This is a genomic window from Streptomyces sp. NPDC048270, assembly GCF_040652335.1.
Lineage (GTDB): Bacteria > Actinomycetota > Actinomycetes > Streptomycetales > Streptomycetaceae > Streptomyces.
The window spans coordinates 59,129-73,343 of sequence record NZ_JBEZLV010000004.1 but is presented as its reverse complement, the minus strand read 5'-3'; the positions used below and the strand labels follow the sequence as shown (position 1 = coordinate 73,343).

10 protein-coding genes are annotated in these 14,215 nt (G+C 72.2%); 5 read left to right on the top strand and 5 right to left on the bottom strand.

Going from position 1 to position 14,215, the window contains the following annotated elements; all coding sequences use genetic code 11:
* Positions 1–31 precede the first annotated feature (31 nt).
* Together AB0D66_RS05360 and AB0D66_RS05355 are read left to right on the top strand one after the other, a co-directional pair.
* Positions 32–949, top strand: a complete 918-nt coding sequence (locus AB0D66_RS05360) for an EamA family transporter (protein ID WP_362296965.1) — start codon at positions 32–34, stop codon at positions 947–949.
* Between the two features lie 10 nt (positions 950–959).
* On the top strand, positions 960–1,883 hold the full coding sequence (locus tag AB0D66_RS05355) for a LysR family transcriptional regulator (RefSeq protein ID WP_362296962.1): 924 nt from the start codon (positions 960–962) through the stop codon (positions 1,881–1,883).
* 103 nt (positions 1,884–1,986) lie between these two features.
* Here AB0D66_RS05355 and pepN read toward each other — a convergent pair whose 3' ends face one another.
* Positions 1,987–4,569 carry an aminopeptidase N gene (gene pepN / locus AB0D66_RS05350; RefSeq protein ID WP_362296959.1) on the bottom strand — a complete coding sequence of 861 codons (2,583 nt, stop codon included), beginning with the start codon at positions 4,567–4,569 and terminating at the stop codon, positions 1,987–1,989.
* 147 nt (positions 4,570–4,716) lie between these two features.
* Entirely contained in the window at positions 4,717–5,745 is a 1,029-nt protein-coding gene (locus AB0D66_RS05345) for an aspartate-semialdehyde dehydrogenase (RefSeq protein ID WP_362296956.1), read from the bottom strand.
* Between the two features lie 260 nt (positions 5,746–6,005).
* Here AB0D66_RS05345 and AB0D66_RS05340 point away from each other — a divergent pair, with 260 nt between their 5' ends.
* Complete coding sequence (locus tag AB0D66_RS05340) at positions 6,006–7,502, top strand: M28 family peptidase (protein WP_362296953.1); 1,497 nt, start codon at positions 6,006–6,008, stop codon at positions 7,500–7,502.
* 85 nt (positions 7,503–7,587) lie between these two features.
* Here the strand turns inward: AB0D66_RS05340 and AB0D66_RS05335 are convergent, their stop codons facing one another.
* Together AB0D66_RS05335 and AB0D66_RS05330 are read right to left on the bottom strand one after the other, a co-directional pair.
* Entirely contained in the window at positions 7,588–10,911 is a 3,324-nt protein-coding gene (locus tag AB0D66_RS05335; RefSeq protein WP_362296950.1) for a S8 family serine peptidase, read from the bottom strand.
* 272 nt (positions 10,912–11,183) lie between these two features.
* Entirely contained in the window at positions 11,184–11,744 is a 561-nt protein-coding gene (locus AB0D66_RS05330; protein ID WP_362296947.1) for a CGNR zinc finger domain-containing protein, read from the bottom strand.
* Between the two features lie 128 nt (positions 11,745–11,872).
* Between AB0D66_RS05330 and AB0D66_RS05325 the strand changes: the two genes are divergently transcribed.
* Together AB0D66_RS05325 and AB0D66_RS05320 are read left to right on the top strand one after the other, a co-directional pair.
* Positions 11,873–12,331, top strand: a complete 459-nt coding sequence (locus AB0D66_RS05325) for a VOC family protein (RefSeq protein ID WP_362296944.1) — start codon at positions 11,873–11,875, stop codon at positions 12,329–12,331.
* Positions 12,331–13,221: a pyridoxamine 5'-phosphate oxidase family protein gene (locus AB0D66_RS05320; protein ID WP_362296942.1), complete on the top strand. Its 891-nt coding sequence runs from the start codon at positions 12,331–12,333 to the stop codon at positions 13,219–13,221. The genes AB0D66_RS05325 and AB0D66_RS05320 overlap by 1 nt, the downstream gene beginning before the upstream one ends.
* On the opposite strand, the gene AB0D66_RS05315 is transcribed toward AB0D66_RS05320, so the two are convergent.
* Complete coding sequence (locus AB0D66_RS05315) at positions 13,197–14,156, bottom strand: hypothetical protein (RefSeq protein WP_362296939.1); 960 nt, start codon at positions 14,154–14,156, stop codon at positions 13,197–13,199. The two genes, AB0D66_RS05320 and AB0D66_RS05315, sit on opposite strands and share 25 nt — an antisense overlap.
* Positions 14,157–14,215: the final 59 nt, after the last annotated feature.

The following is a 14,215-nucleotide window of genomic DNA, read 5'->3' as shown; positions in this document are numbered from 1 at the left end:
GACCCCGAGGGGGATACACACAGTGGCCGTCATGGACCGCGTCCGCACCGTTTCGCAGGGCAAGCCCACAGCCGCGGGGAAGAAGGGCGCCGCCGGGCTCGGCGTGCTCCTCGCCCTGCTCGCGACGGTCGTCTGGTCCGGCAGCTTCGTCGCCACCCGGGACATGGCCGACAGCGTCCCGCCCGTCCAGGCCGTCTTCTGGCGCTGGATCATCGCCGCCCTCGCGGTCGCCCCCTTCGCCGCCCGCCAGGCCTGGCAGCAGCGGGCACTGATCCGAAGGCACCTCGGCTTCGTCTCCCTCGCCACGCTGTTCGGCGTCGCCCTCTACAACACCCTCGTCCACCAGGCCGGACTGACCACCTCCGCCTCCAACATGGGCATGATCATGGCCGCTTCGCCGGTCATCATGGCGCTCTACGCCCGCCTCGGCGGCGAACGGCTCGGCAAGCGGCGGACCTTCGGGCTGCTGCTGGCCGCCTTCGGCGTGCTGCTGCTCGTCGGCGACGGCTCCCTCGGCTTCGACTTCGGCGCCGGCGACCTGTGGATGTTCGGCGCGGCCCTCTCCTTCGCCAGCTACAGCGCCCTGCTCAAGCGCAAGCCCGCCGAACTGGGCGGCCTGGCCTTCCTGATCACCACCTTCGTCCTCGGCGCACTGATGCTGGCCCCCGCCTACGCGGTCTCCGTCGCCGTCCAGGGCGGCTTCGAGGTCACCGCGGGCACGGCCGGCCCGCTGCTGTACGTCGGGGTGTTCTCCTCCGCCGTCGCCTTCTTCGCCTGGAACAAGGCGATCTCGGTCATCGGGGCCGCCCGCGCCGGAGTCGTCTACTACCTCCAGCCGGTGTGCGTCGCGGGCCTCGGCCTGCTGCTGCTGGGCGAGCGGACCGGACCGGCGCAGCTGCTCTGCATGGCGCTGATCCTGGGCGGCGTCGCCCTGGGATCCCGGCGGTAGGTTCGGCCCCATGACCGAGTGGGACATCAAGAAGCTGCGGATCCTGCGGACCCTCGCCGAACAGGGGACCGTGACCGCGACGGCCGAGGCGCTGCACATGACGCCCTCGGCCGTCTCGCAGCAGCTGACGAACCTCGCCCGGCAGCTGGGGGTGAGCCTGCTGGAGGCCCAGGGCCGCCGGGTCCGGCTCACGGACGCTGCGCACCTCGTCCTGCGGCACGCGGAGGCGGTCTTCGCGGAACTGGAGCGGGCCGACGCCGAGCTGGCCGGGTACCTGGCCGGGGACGCGGGGGAGGTGCGGATCGGCGCCTTCTCCACCGCCGTGCCCGCCCTCGTGGTCCCGGCGGTGGCGATGCTGCGACGGTCCCGTCCGGGGGTGGAGGTCCGGGTCCGCGAGACCGAGGCGGCGGAGTCGTACGAGCTGCTGTCGGCCGGAGGCGTGGATCTGGCGCTGTCCCTGGCGGCGCACGCGCCGACCGCGCGGGACCGACGGTTCACCCGGGTGACGCTGCTGGAGGACCCGCTGGACGTGGCCCTCCCGCCGGGCCATCCGCTGGTGGACGCGCCGGACCTGCGGCTGGCGGACCTGTCCGGCGACCCGTGGATCTACGGGGGCAGCGGGCCCTGGTCGGAGATCGCCGTCGGGGCGTGCGAGGCGGCGGGGTTCGTGCCGGAGCAGGCGCACTCGGCGTCCGGCTGGACCGCGATCCTGGCCATGGTGGAGGCCGGGATGGGGGTGGCGCTCGTACCGCGCATGGTCTCGAGCCGGGCCTCCGGCGTTGCCGTCCGGGTGCTCGCCCACGACCGCCCGACCCGGCACGTGATCGCGGCCGTCCGCCAGGGAGCGGAGTCCGCACCCGCGGTGGCCCACGTCCTTTCGGCCCTGCGCGCCGCCGCGGCCCCGGACGCCCGATCCCGCCCCGCCGGCGTTTGAGGCGCGGGCTGCGGGGGCGGCGCCGCACCTGAGGTCGCGGCCGGGCCCGGGGACCCGGGGCGGCTCCGCACGCGAGGTGCGGGCGCCGCCCCGGGAATGCCCCCTAGACCTGAGCGGCAGCGGCAGCGGCATCGGCCGCCTGGGCCCGCAGGGCGCGCTCGACGCCCGCACGGGACTCCGAGACCAGGCGGCGCAGGGCCGCGTTCGGCTCGGCCGAGGCGAGCCAGGCGTCCGTCGCGGCCAGGGTGGCCGGGGAGACCGCCAGCGCCGGGTACAGGCCCACCGCGATCTGCTGGGCGATCTCGTGGCTGCGGGTGTCCCAGACCTGCTTGACCGCCGCGAAGTACTTCTCGGCGTACGGCGCCAGCAGCTCGCGCTGGTCGGCCTGCACGAAGCCCCCGATGACCGCCTCCTGCACCGCGTTCGGCAGGTCGTCGGCCTCGACCACCGAGGCCCAGGCCGCGGCCTTGGCCTCCGCCGTCGGGCGCGCCGCCCGGCAGGTCGCCGCGTGGCGCTCGCCGGCCGCCGTGGAGTCCTGCCGCAGCTCCGCCGCGACGGCCTCCTCACCCGAGACGCCCGTGGCGACCAGCCGCTCCAGGAACGTCCACCGCAGCTCCGTGTCGACGGCCAGGCCCTCGAGCACGGCCGAGCCGTCGAGCAGCGCCGCCAGGTAGGCCAGCTGCTCCTCGGTACGGGCCGTGGCCGCGAACGAGCGCGCCCACGCCAGCTGGTGGTCGCTGCCCGGTGCGGCCGCGCGCAGGTGCTCCAGCGCGGCCCCGGTCCAGATCGCCAGGCCCTCCTCGCGCCAGGCCGGGTCGGCGTACAGGTCGACGGCCAGCTTCACCTGGCGCTGCAGCGTCTGGACGACGCCGATGTCGGACTCCTTGCCGATGCCGGACAGCACCAGCGCGAGGTAGTCGCGGGTGGCCAGCTCGCCGTCCCGCGTCATGTCCCAGGCCGAGGCCCAGCACAGCGCCCGCGGCAGGGACTCCGTGAAGTCGCCCAGGTGCGCGGTGACGTTGGCCAGGGAGACCTCGTCCAGGCGGACCTTCGCGTACGACAGGTCGTCGTCGTTCAGCAGCACGACGGCCGGGCGGGCGCGGCCCACCAGCTCCGGCACCGCCGTCAGCGCGCCGTCGATGTCCAGCTCGATCCGGTCGGTGCGCACGAGGGCGCCGCCCTGGAGCTCGTACAGGCCGACCGCGATGCGGTGCGGGCGCAGGACCGGCTCGCCTTTGGCGCCCGCCGGGAGCGCCGGGGCCTCCTGGCGGATGGCGAATGCGGTGACCGTACCGCTCGCGTCCGCCTCGATCTCCGGACGCAGGACGTTGATGCCCGCGGTCTCCAGCCACGCCGTCGACCAGGCGGTCAGGTCGCGGCCCGAGGTCTCCTCCAGGGCGCCCAGCAGGTCGGACAGGCGCGTGTTGCCGAAGGCGTGCGCCTTGAAGTACGCCTGCACGCCCTTGAAGAAGGCGTCCGTGCCGACGTAGGCGACGAGCTGCTTGAGCACCGAGGCGCCCTTGGCGTAGGTGATCCCGTCGAAGTTGACCATCACGTCGTCGAGGTCGCGGATGTCCGCCATGATCGGGTGTGTCGACGGCAGCTGGTCCTGCCGGTACGCCCAGGTCTTCATGGAGTTGGCGAACGTGGTCCACGCGTGCGGCCACTTCGAGCCCTCGGCGTCCGCCTGGCAGGCGATCGAGGTGTAGGTGGCGAACGACTCGTTCAGCCACAGGTCGTTCCACCACTCCATGGTGACCAGGTCGCCGAACCACATGTGCGCGAGCTCGTGCAGGATCGTCTCGGCGCGCGTCTCGTACGCCGCGTCCGTCACCTTCGAGCGGAAGACGTACTGGTCGCGGATGGTGACCGCGCCCGCGTTCTCCATGGCGCCCGCGTTGAACTCCGGGACGAAGAGCTGGTCGTACTTGGCGAAGGGGTAGGCGTAGGCGAACTTCTCCTGGAACCAGTCGAAGCCCTGCCGGGTGACCTCGAAGATCGCGTCCGCGTCGAGGAACTCGGCGAGCGAGGGCCGGCAGTAGATGCCGAGCGGCACGGACTGCCCGTCCGGGCCCTCGTAGGAGCTGTGCACCGCGTGGTACGGGCCGACGATCAGCGCGGTGATGTACGAGGAGATGCGCGGGGTCGGCTCGAACACCCACACCCGGTCCTTGGGCTCGGGGGTCGGGGAGTTCGAGATGACCGTCCAGCCCTCGGGGGCCGTCACGGTGAACTGGAACGTGGCCTTCAGGTCGGGCTGCTCGAAGCTGGCGAAGACCCGCCGCGCGTCCGGCACCTCGAACTGGGTGTACAGGTAGGCCTGCTGGTCCACCGGGTCGACGAACCGGTGCAGGCCCTCGCCGGTGTTGGTGTAGGCGCAGTCCGCGACGACCCGGAGCTCGTTGGCGCCGGCCGCCAGGTGCTTCAGGGCGATGCGCGAGTCCCGGAACACGGCGGCGACGTCGAGCGCCCTGCCGTTCAGGACGACCTCGTGCACGGCCGGGGCGACCAGGTCGATGAAGGTCTCGGCCCCGGCCTCGGCCGACTGGAAGCGCACGGTGGTCACGGAGGGGTAGGTGCCGCCCTCCTGCGCGCCGCTGAGATCGAGTTCGACCTCGTACGAGTCGACGGTGAGCAGCTTCGCACGCTGCTGGGCCTCTTCACGGGTGAGATTCGTGCCTGGCACGCGGTCATCTCCTTTGATGGTGACGTTCCGGCCCATCCTTCCACGCCGGGCCCCGGCCCCGCCCGGAGATACCGGCCGTACCCGGGCCCGGACGCGGGAAGGGGCGGCACCGTCGCGGTGCCGCCCCTTCCGCCGTCGCGAGCGCGATCAGCCGCGCAGCTCCTCGGCCACGAGCTCGGCGATCTGGACCGCGTTCAGGGCCGCGCCCTTGCGCAGGTTGTCGTTCGACAGGAACAGCGCGAGGCCGTTCTCGACGGTCTCGTCGACGCGGATGCGGCCCACGTACGAGGCGTCGCGGCCGGCGGCCTGCAGCGGGGTCGGGATCTCCGACAGCTCGACGCCCGGGGCGTCCTTCAGCAGCTCGTACGCGCGCTCGACGCTGATCGGGCGGTCGAAGCGGGCGTTGATCTGGAGGGAGTGGCCGGAGAAGACCGGCACGCGCACGCAGGTGCCGGAGACCTTGAGCTCCGGGATCTCCAGGATCTTGCGGGACTCGTTGCGGAGCTTCTGCTCCTCGTCGGTCTCGAAGGAGCCGTCGTCGACGATCGAGCCCGCGAGCGGGACGACGTTGTAGGCGATGGGGCGCTTGTAGACGGCCGGCTCCGGGAAGTCCACCGCGCCGCCGTCGAAGGTCAGCTGGTCGGCGGCCTCGGCGACCGCACAGGCCTGGGTCCGCAGCTCGGCGACACCGGCCAGGCCCGAGCCGGACACGGCCTGGTAGGTGGTGGCGACCAGCGCGGACAGGCCGGCCTCGGCGTGCAGCGGGCGCAGCACCGGCATCGCGGCCATGGTGGTGCAGTTCGGGTTCGCGATGATGCCCTTGGGGCGGTTCCTGATCGCGTGCGGGTTGACCTCGGAGACGACGAGCGGGACCTCGGGGTCCTTGCGCCAGGCGGAGGAGTTGTCGATCACGACGGCGCCCTGCGCGGCGACCTTCTCGGCGAGGGCCTTGGAGGTGGCGCCGCCCGCCGAGAAGAGCACGATGTCCAGGCCGGAGTAGTCGGCCGCGGAGGCGTCCTCGATGGTGATCTCCCGGCCCTCCCACTCGAGGGTGGAGCCGGCCGAACGGGCCGAGGCGAACAGCCGCAGCTCGTCCACCGGGAACTTCCGCTCGGCGAGGATGCCGCGCATGACTCCGCCGACCTGTCCGGTGGCTCCGACGATTCCGACCCTCACGGTGACTCCTTCAGTACGTACGACGCGGGCGCGCGTGAAGCCATCATGCGTTCGACCCCACGAGCCTTGTCCAATCCATTGTCCGAGGAACGGACGGTGTCCTGGATGTGAACCCGTGTGACGAGTCCGTGGCGTGCGTGTTGCACGGCCCCTGAACGCCCGTTTTGCCTGTTCGGGGGCGGTTAGCGTCCGATCTGCCACGACCGGTATCCGGACGTGGCCGTCCGCATTGCGACCCATCCGACTCGGGGAGATCCACCGTGCGCGCCATCCGCCACCGCCGCCGGTCCATACCGGCGCTCGCCGCCCTCGCGGCCGCCGCCGTCGCCGCACCCGTCCTGCTCGCCGCCACTCCGGCCGCCGCCCACCCGCGCGAGGGCAGGCTCGCCAAGGAGCTGGTGGCGGAGGTCACCGCCCGCGGCGCCTACCGCCACCTGGCGAAGTTCCAGCAGATCGCCGACGCCAACGGCGGCAACCGGGCCGCCGGCACGCCCGGCCACGCGGCCTCCGCCGCCTACGTCCACGACACGCTGAAGAAGGCCGGGTACGCGGTCTCCTACCAGGACTTCGACATCCACGAGGCGCACACGAAGACGGAGAAGGCCTTCGTCCTCGGCGGCGGCGGCGGGGGCGGGCAGGGCCGCGAGCTGGCCACCGCCGCGTTCACCTTCACCAAGTCCACCCCGGCGGGCGGGCTGACCGCCCCGCTCGCCCTCGCGCGGGTCGACGAGACCCCGGGCTGCACGGCCGACGACTACCCGGCCGGCGCCTTCACCGGGAAGATCGCCCTGGTCAAGCGCGGGTCCTGCACCTTCGTGGAGAAGCAGAAGGCGGCCGCCGCGGCCGGCGCCCTCGGCGTCATCGTCTACAACCACAGCGGCACCACCCCGGTCCGCGGCGGCTTCTCCTCGCCCGCCGAGGGGGTCATCCCGAGCGCGGGCATCACCCTGGCCGACGGCGAGGCGCTGACGGCGGCCGCCGCCGCGGGCGAGGTGTCCGTACGCCTGGAACTGGACCAGGAGCACGTGAGGAAGACCACCCGCAACGTGGTCGCCGAGACCCGCGGCGGCCGCTCCGACCGCGTGGTGGCGGTCGGCGCCCACCTGGACTCGGTCCCCGAGGGCCCCGGCATCAACGACAACGGCTCCGGCTCGGCCGGTCTGCTGGAGGTGGCGCTGAAGCTCGCCGAGGAGGGCGCCAACAAGAAGGGCAAGGGCCCCGCCCACAAGGTCCGCTTCGCCTGGTGGTCGGCGGAGGAGCTGGGCCTGCTGGGCTCCGAGCACTACGTGGCGCAGCTGTCCGACCGGCAGAAGAAGGACATCGCGCTCTACCTCAACTTCGACATGATCGCCTCGCCGAACCCGGTGCAGTTCGTCTACGACGGCGACGACTCCGACAGGACCGGCGCGGGCGCGGGCCCGGCCGGATCGGCGCAGATCGAGGCCCTGATCAACGGCTTCCTCGACAAGAAGCGCAAGCCCCACGAGGGCAGCGACTTCGACGGCCGCTCCGACTACGGCCCGTTCATCGCGAACGGCATCCCGGCCGGCGGCACCTTCACCGGCGCCGAGGGCATCAAGACCGTGGAGCAGGCCGAGCGCCACGGCGGCACCGCGGGGGCCCCGTACGACCCGAACTACCACGGGGCGGGCGACACCCTGAAGAACCTGGACCTGAAGGTCTTCGACACCAACCTGGACGTCATCGCCCACGCGGTGGGCACCTACGCCCAGGACCTGGGCTCCCTGAAGGGCTGACCGCCTGAGGGGAGGGGGGAATGCCCGGAGGGGCAGTGCTCGTCACCACGAGCGCTGCCCCTCCGGTCTTCGCGTTCCTACCGGGTTACGGGAGGACCTTCTCGATCTGCACGCTGCCGGTGCCGGCGGCGGTGCCGCGGGCGTTCAGCAGCCGGACCTGGCCGAAGAACTGCCGGCCCTCGGGGGCCGCCGCGTTGACCAGGACGTTCGCCGAGACCGCCGCGGAGGCGCCGTTGGCGAGGTTCACCGCGGTGGTCTCGTCGACCTGGACGGAGCCCAGGGCGGCCGAGAAGTACACGTCGCGGTAGTCGTACGTGGTGGAGCCGGACGGGACCGCGTAGCCGAACACGTCGATGGTGTAGGTGCCCGCGCCCGGGTTCACCAGGCTCACGCTCTCCTCGGAGTCGCCGTCGGCGGAGGAGCCGACCTTGACGCCGTCCTTGTACACGTCGAGGTCGAGGTCGGCGCCGGTGTCGGACACCTTGCCGATCGCGATGTCGAGGCGGGAGACGCCCTCGCCGATCGTGACCTCGGTGGTGTGGGTCTCACCGTTGGCGATGGTCGGCTTGGCGACCTTCGCCGAGCCGAGCGGTCCACCCTGGAGCTTGCCGCCGGAGATGGCCGCGGCCTCGTTCTTCACGGACCACTGGACCGGGGCCGGGGTGCCCTGCTTGACCTCGGGCAGGACCTTGACCGCGGGGTCGAAGGCCGCGCCGAGCACGGAGACGTCCAGCTTGAACGGGTTGTCGAGGAGCGGCGAGGTACGGCGCGACTCGACCTCGATCTCCCAGACGCCCGGCTGCGGGTCGGCGTACGAGCGCAGGTCGGGGCGGCAGGTGTTCGCCGGGTTGTCGTAGTTCGGGTAGCACTGGGTGGTCGCGCTGTCCTCGACGCCCACACCGTAGGGGTGGATCGAGATGAAGCGCGTCTGGCTGCCCGCCGCGAGACCGCCGAGCGCGACCTCGAGGGTCTTGGCGCCCGCCGGGACGGTCACGAAGTACGACTTGTGGCTGTTGCGCTGCACGGAGGAGGTGTCCGACAGCGTGAACGACGGCTTCGCCAGCGGAGCGGCGGCGACGACCGTGGCCAGGATCTGCTTGTCGATGCCCTCGGTGGTCTCGTCGTCCAGCTGCAGGATGCCGCTGTGCACGCCGGCCGACTTGGCGTTGGCCTCGACCTTGATGGTGACGGGCTTGTTCAGCGGCAGGGTGACGTAGTCGTAGCCGCCGATGACCTTGAAGGTGCCGTCGTCGTTGCGCCAGCTCAGGTTGTGCCGGGTGCCGTACTTGACGCCCGTGGTGCGGGTGACGACGACGTTGTAGACCTTCTTCTGGCCGACCTTGAGGCCGCCCTCGCGGTCGTACAGGCCGGTGCCGAAGCCCGGGGTCTTCAGGAACTGGTCGATCGCGGTGTCGACCGGGGCCTTGACCGTGAACTCGTTGGCCTTCGCGTCGCCCTGGATGGAGTCCCACGCGCCGAGGACGTCGATCAGACCGGAGCCCTGGGCGTGCGCCGGGACGTCGTCGATCTTCTTCGCGGTGCTGGTGAGCGCCACGCGCAGGCTCGCCGGGGTCAGCTTGATGTTGTGCTGCTTGGCGGCCGAGATCAGCAGGGCGCTGGCGCCCGCCGCCTGCGGCGAGGACATCGAGGTGCCCTGGAGCATGCCGTAACCGGCCGGGAGCGCGTAGCCGGCCTCCTTGACCGGGGCGCCGGGCAGCCAGGTCTGGATGGTGTTGATGGACGCGCCGGGGGCGGTGATGGTCGGCGTGAACCCGCCGTCCTCACGCGGACCGCGCGAGGAGAAGGGGAACATGTTGTACTTCTTGGCCACGCCGGAGCCGTAGTTGGCGGCCCAGGTCTCCTTGGAGACCGCGGCACCCACGGAGATGACCTTGTCCGCGAGGCTGGGGTCGCCGATGGTGTTGACGCCGGGGCCCTCGTTGCCCGCCGAGATGACGAGCTGGACACCGTAGGTGTCGATGAGGTTCTTGTAGAGTTCGGAACGCGCGTTGTTGCCGTCGTTCAGCGCCGGGAGGCCGCCGATCGACATGTTGACGATGTCGACGCCGCGGTTCACGACGAGGTCGATCATGCCCTCGGTCAGCGCGATGTTGGTGCAGCCGCCGGACCAGGAGCAGGCGCGCGAGGAGACGAGCTTGGCGCCGGGCGCCTCGCCGTTCATCTTGCCGCCGAAGAGGCTGTTGGCGGCGGTGATGCCGGCGACGTGCGTGCCGTGCTCGGACTCGATGATGCCGATGTTGACGAAGTCGGCCTTCTTGCCGACCCAGTCACCACCCAGCGGGTCCATCGGGACGTCCTTGCGGATCTCGATCACGAACGGGATGCGCTCGGCGACCTCGGTCGCCGGGTTGTCCGTGCCGAAATAGCCGATCTGGTAGCCGTCCTTGTACGGCTTCATCGGCTCGTTGTTCGTGAAGTCGCCGTCCTGGTCGGTGTCGACGCGGACGGTGCCGGAGGCGGCGTCGTAGAGCATGCCGAACCGGTCGGTGGTGTCCCCGTCCCGGTTGACGTCGCCCTTCATGTCGCCGTTGGCGGTGATCGACTCGCTGAACCGGCTCCACTGGAAGGTGCCCTCGGGCGCCTTCCAGCTCGCCCCGCCCGCGGTGAAGCTGCCGCCCGCGGTGGTGACCGGGGTGATCTGGGCGCGCCAGGTGGCGTCGCCGTCGGCGATCGGGTCGGTCGCCGTCACCCAGTCGACGATCTTGCGCTCGCCGGTGGTGGTCTTCTGCAGGGCCGGGTGGCCGAGGTCGACGCCCGAGTCCATGATGCCGATGGTCACGCCACGGCCGTCGGCCTGCGGGTTCTTCTCGACGAAGTCCACCGCGCCGGTCTCGAAGGACGGGTTGTACGGGTTCTTCGCCGGGGTGTTCCGGTCCGGCGCCGGGTACGTCTCGGCCGCGGTCTTCTTGCCCGCGTCCGAGGCGTTGTGGGCGTCGGGACGCGGGTCCGGCAGCTGGATCTCGTGCCGCAGGTCGATGCCGTGCACCGAGGACAGCTTGGCGGCCGCCTTCAGCGCGGCCTCCGCCCTGGCGGTGGGCAGGGTGGCGCGGACGTAGCCGAGCTTGTCGTACGTCCGGCCCACCGAGGCGCCCTGGACGGCGTCGAGCTGGTCGGCCACCTGCTTGGTCTGGCCGGGGGCGGTCGCGACCATGACGGTCACGGTCGCGTCACCCTTGGCCTTGGCCGCCTGGAGCAGCTCGGCGTCGGCCGAACCGAGCTTCTGGTCAGCGGACTTCACGGCCGCCGTGGCGCCCGGGGTGTCCGTGCCGGTGGCCGCGAAGACGGGCGCGGAGCCGGTGGCCACGAGGGCGGCCACCAGGCCGGCCGCGGCCGCGACGCGCACGGCGCGTCTGGCCCCGGGTATGGAGCTGGGGGATTCGAGGGTCATCTGCATCCCTGGTCAGTGGAAGAAATGGTCCGGATTTCGGTGCCGGATGACCGGTCAGCTTTGCGCAAGAGCAAGGTCTTTGGGGAGAGTTGTCATTGACCGAGACCTGCCATGGCGGACTCTCGCCAACGCGGAGCATGCGCCAGCGCGGCCGTACCGGGACAGATGTGGACGACCCAAAGGGCTGGAGAGTAGATTTGTAGACTTTCCGACGGCGCGTCAGGGGCGGGGCAGGGCTCCGCGCCGGATCGGGTGTGACAACTTTCGAGCTTTCAGCGCTCGCGCGTGCGCGCGTAGTGGCGGGAGGCTTTCGCCCGGTTTCCGCAGGCGGCCATCGAGCACCAGCGCCGGGTGCCGTTGCGCGAGACGTCGTGGAAGTGCAGTACGCAGCTCTCGGAGGCGCACTTGCGGATCCGGCCGGGCGCGGAGTCCAGCAGTTCCAGGTAGTTCCGGGCGGCCGTCCAGGCCGGGCCCCAGGTGGGGTCGTCGAACTCGGCCCGCTCGCCCGGGCCTTCGGCGGTGAGGGTGGGCCGGATCCGGCCGTGCTCCAGTACCGCGTCGACCAGGCGCCGCGCGCTCTCGTCGGCCGGGTCGGCCACCGCGCGGGCCAGGGCCTCGCGGGCGGTCAGCAGGTGGACGAGGGTCGGGGCGTCCGCGCGGAAGCGGCCGGCCAGGCCGGTGCTCTCCAGCCAGACGGCGAGCCCTTCGACCCGGGACAGCCCGGCGGCTCCCGCGAAGAGGTCGAGCGGTCCGCCCTCGGCGGCCCAGCGGGTGTTCAGCAGGTCGAGGGCGACCGGCTCCCCGGTCAGGGGTCGTGGGTCCGCCGCCGTCATGTCTCCGTACCTTCCCGCCACCCTGACGCTAACCCCTCAAGAGTACGTGACCGGTTGACCCCCGCCTCTATAACCCTTAACGTGAGTTTAGAAGGTTAGAGAAGAAATCCTCTGGGGAAGGTACTTCCATGACGAGCGTCATCAGCGGGCTCCGCACCGGCCACGTCGGCCTGAACGTCACCGATCTCGACCGGTCGCTCGCCTTCTACCGGGACGCCCTCGGCTTCCGGCTGCTGGGCGAGGGCAGGGAGGAGGGGCGCCGCTTCGCCTTCCTCGGCCAGGACGGCGAGCTCGTCCTCACCCTGTGGCAGCAGGCCGACGGCGCCTTCGCCCCGGCCTCGGCCGGACTGCACCACCTCGCGCTCTCGGCCGGCGCCATCGAGGAGGTGCGGGAGTTCGAGGAGCGGCTGCGGTCGCTGGGCGTGGAGTTCGCCTACGAGGGCGTCGTCGCCCATGGCGAGGGGGCCGCCTCCGGCGGCATCTTCTTCCACGACCCCGACGGCACCCGCCTGGAGATCTCGGTACCCGCCGGCGCCGAAGACGAGCCCGCCCCGATCGCAGGGGCTCCGACCTGCGGGTTCTTCTAATGAGCAGCGGCGCCTACCACGAGGGCCCGCTGGCCGTGCAGGAGCGGGTCGGCGTACGGGCCGCGGCCGAGCACGTCGGCCGCTCGATCGGCACGGGCATCCGGGACGTCGCCGCGGCGTTCCTCGGACTCCAGCCCCACCTGGTCGTCGGCGCCGCCGACGGCGCGGGGCGGATGTGGGCCTCGCTGCTCACGGGGGCGCCCGGTTTCGTACGGGCCACCGGCCCGGACCGGATCACGGTCGCCGGCGGACTACCGGCGGGCGACCCGCTCGCGCAGGCGCTGGCCACCGGGGGGACCCGGGTCGGCACCATCGCGCTCGATCCGCGCACCCGGCGCCGGATGCGGTTGAACGGAACCCTCGAGGTGACCGGGAGGGGGTTCGCCGTGCACGCCGAACAGGTCTTCTCCAACTGCCCGAAGTACCTGCAGAAGCGGCAGCCGCTGGACCTCGCCGCCGAAGGAGCCGGTGTCGTGCGGCGCGGGGACGCGCTCACCCCCGACCAGGAGCGGGCCCTGCGCGCCGCCGACACCTTCTTCGTCGCCACCACGGCGCAGGCCGACGGAGTGGACGCCAGCCACCGGGGCGGGCTGCCGGGCTTCGTGGAGGTGTCCTCGCCGCGGGAGCTGGCCTGGCCGGACTACGCGGGCAACGCCATGTTCCTCACCCTGGGGAACCTGGCGGCCGATCCGCGGGCCGGGCTGCTCTTCCCCGACTGGGAGAGCGGGGCGCTGCTCCAGCTCAGCGGCCGGGCGGAGACCGAGTTCGGGGCCGACGGGGAGCGGCGCGTCCGCTTCCATGTCGAGTCGGTGGTGGAGAGTCTGCATCCGGGGCGGCTGCGGTGGAGCGCCCCGGAGTACTCGCCTCACCTGGGCAGCACCACCAGATAGGAGGCGGGTTCGCGGTCGCCGGACGCCGTCAGGGCGGTCCGGACGACCGCGGCCTGCTGTTCGGGCCAGTCGCGGAGCTTGCGCGGGGTGATGTGGATGACGGTCACCCCGAGCCGCTCCAGGGTCTCGCGCTTGCGGACGCACTCGGACCACTGCTCGTCCTCGCCCTGGCGCGGGGCGCGGGTGTCGATCTCCACGGCGACGGAGTGCTCGGGCCAGAACGCGTCGACCCCGCCGAGGTGCGGGCCGCCGGGCAGGCGCAGGTCCACGTTCCAGACGGGCTCGGGGAGGTCGTAGCCCCGTACGAGGTGGTAGAGCCGGTCCTCGGCGATGGCGCGGCCCTCGGCGAGCAGCGACTCGACGGCGTCGACCACGTGCGGGCGGTTCAGCAGCCGGGCCACCGTCAGCTCCCGCACCACGGCGGCCGGTTCGCAGTGCCCGCCGCGGACGGCCTCGCTGAGCAGGCGGCGCACGGTGGCGGCGTCGTCGAGCTGGGCGACGGCGTCGGCGACGGCCCGCGCGACGGGGGCCACCGGCAGGCCGGTCACCTCCTGGGGCCGGGGCGGGGTGTGCGAGCGCACGATCCGCACGTCACCGGTGGAGCGCAGCCGGCGGGTGCCGGGCACGAGCACGTCGATGTGGGAGAGGCCGAGCAGCGCGGGCGCGGAGCCGAAGCGGTACAGGGCGAGCGCCGCCAGCCCGGTGATCATGACCTCGCCGCCGCGGCGGCCCGCGTAGAGCAGCGCGGCGTGCAGCCGCTCCTCGCTGGTCGCGGGCCCCGCGTGGAGCAGGAACACCCCGGGCAGGATCTGCTGCCAGGGCCGCTCGGCGGCGGCGGAGGCGGTGACGCCGTGCTCGCGGAGCTGGGCCAGGGTCAGCACGCGGGGGCGGCTGCCGGTGAGGTGGGCGAGGGGGAGGGGTGCGTTGTGGTTCATGACGCGGTGATTCCCTCAGGCCATGGCCTCGCTAACCCCTGTTACATGCCCGTCGGCAA

What these genes read in the sequence shown, in the direction of transcription:
- AB0D66_RS05360 (WP_362296965.1), top strand. Translation starts at nt 32, where the DNA reads ATGGACCGCGTCCGCACCGTTTCGCAGGGCAAGCCCACAGCCGCGGGG.
- AB0D66_RS05355 (WP_362296962.1), top strand. Translation starts at nt 960, where the DNA reads ATGACCGAGTGGGACATCAAGAAGCTGCGGATCCTGCGGACCCTCGCC.
- AB0D66_RS05335 (WP_362296950.1), bottom strand. Translation starts at nt 10,911, where the DNA reads ATGACCCTCGAATCCCCCAGCTCCATACCCGGGGCCAGACGCGCCGTG.
- AB0D66_RS05330 (WP_362296947.1), bottom strand. Translation starts at nt 11,744, where the DNA reads ATGACGGCGGCGGACCCACGACCCCTGACCGGGGAGCCGGTCGCCCTC.
- AB0D66_RS05325 (WP_362296944.1), top strand. Translation starts at nt 11,873, where the DNA reads ATGACGAGCGTCATCAGCGGGCTCCGCACCGGCCACGTCGGCCTGAAC.
- AB0D66_RS05320 (WP_362296942.1), top strand. Translation starts at nt 12,331, where the DNA reads ATGAGCAGCGGCGCCTACCACGAGGGCCCGCTGGCCGTGCAGGAGCGG.
- AB0D66_RS05315 (WP_362296939.1), bottom strand. Translation starts at nt 14,156, where the DNA reads ATGAACCACAACGCACCCCTCCCCCTCGCCCACCTCACCGGCAGCCGC.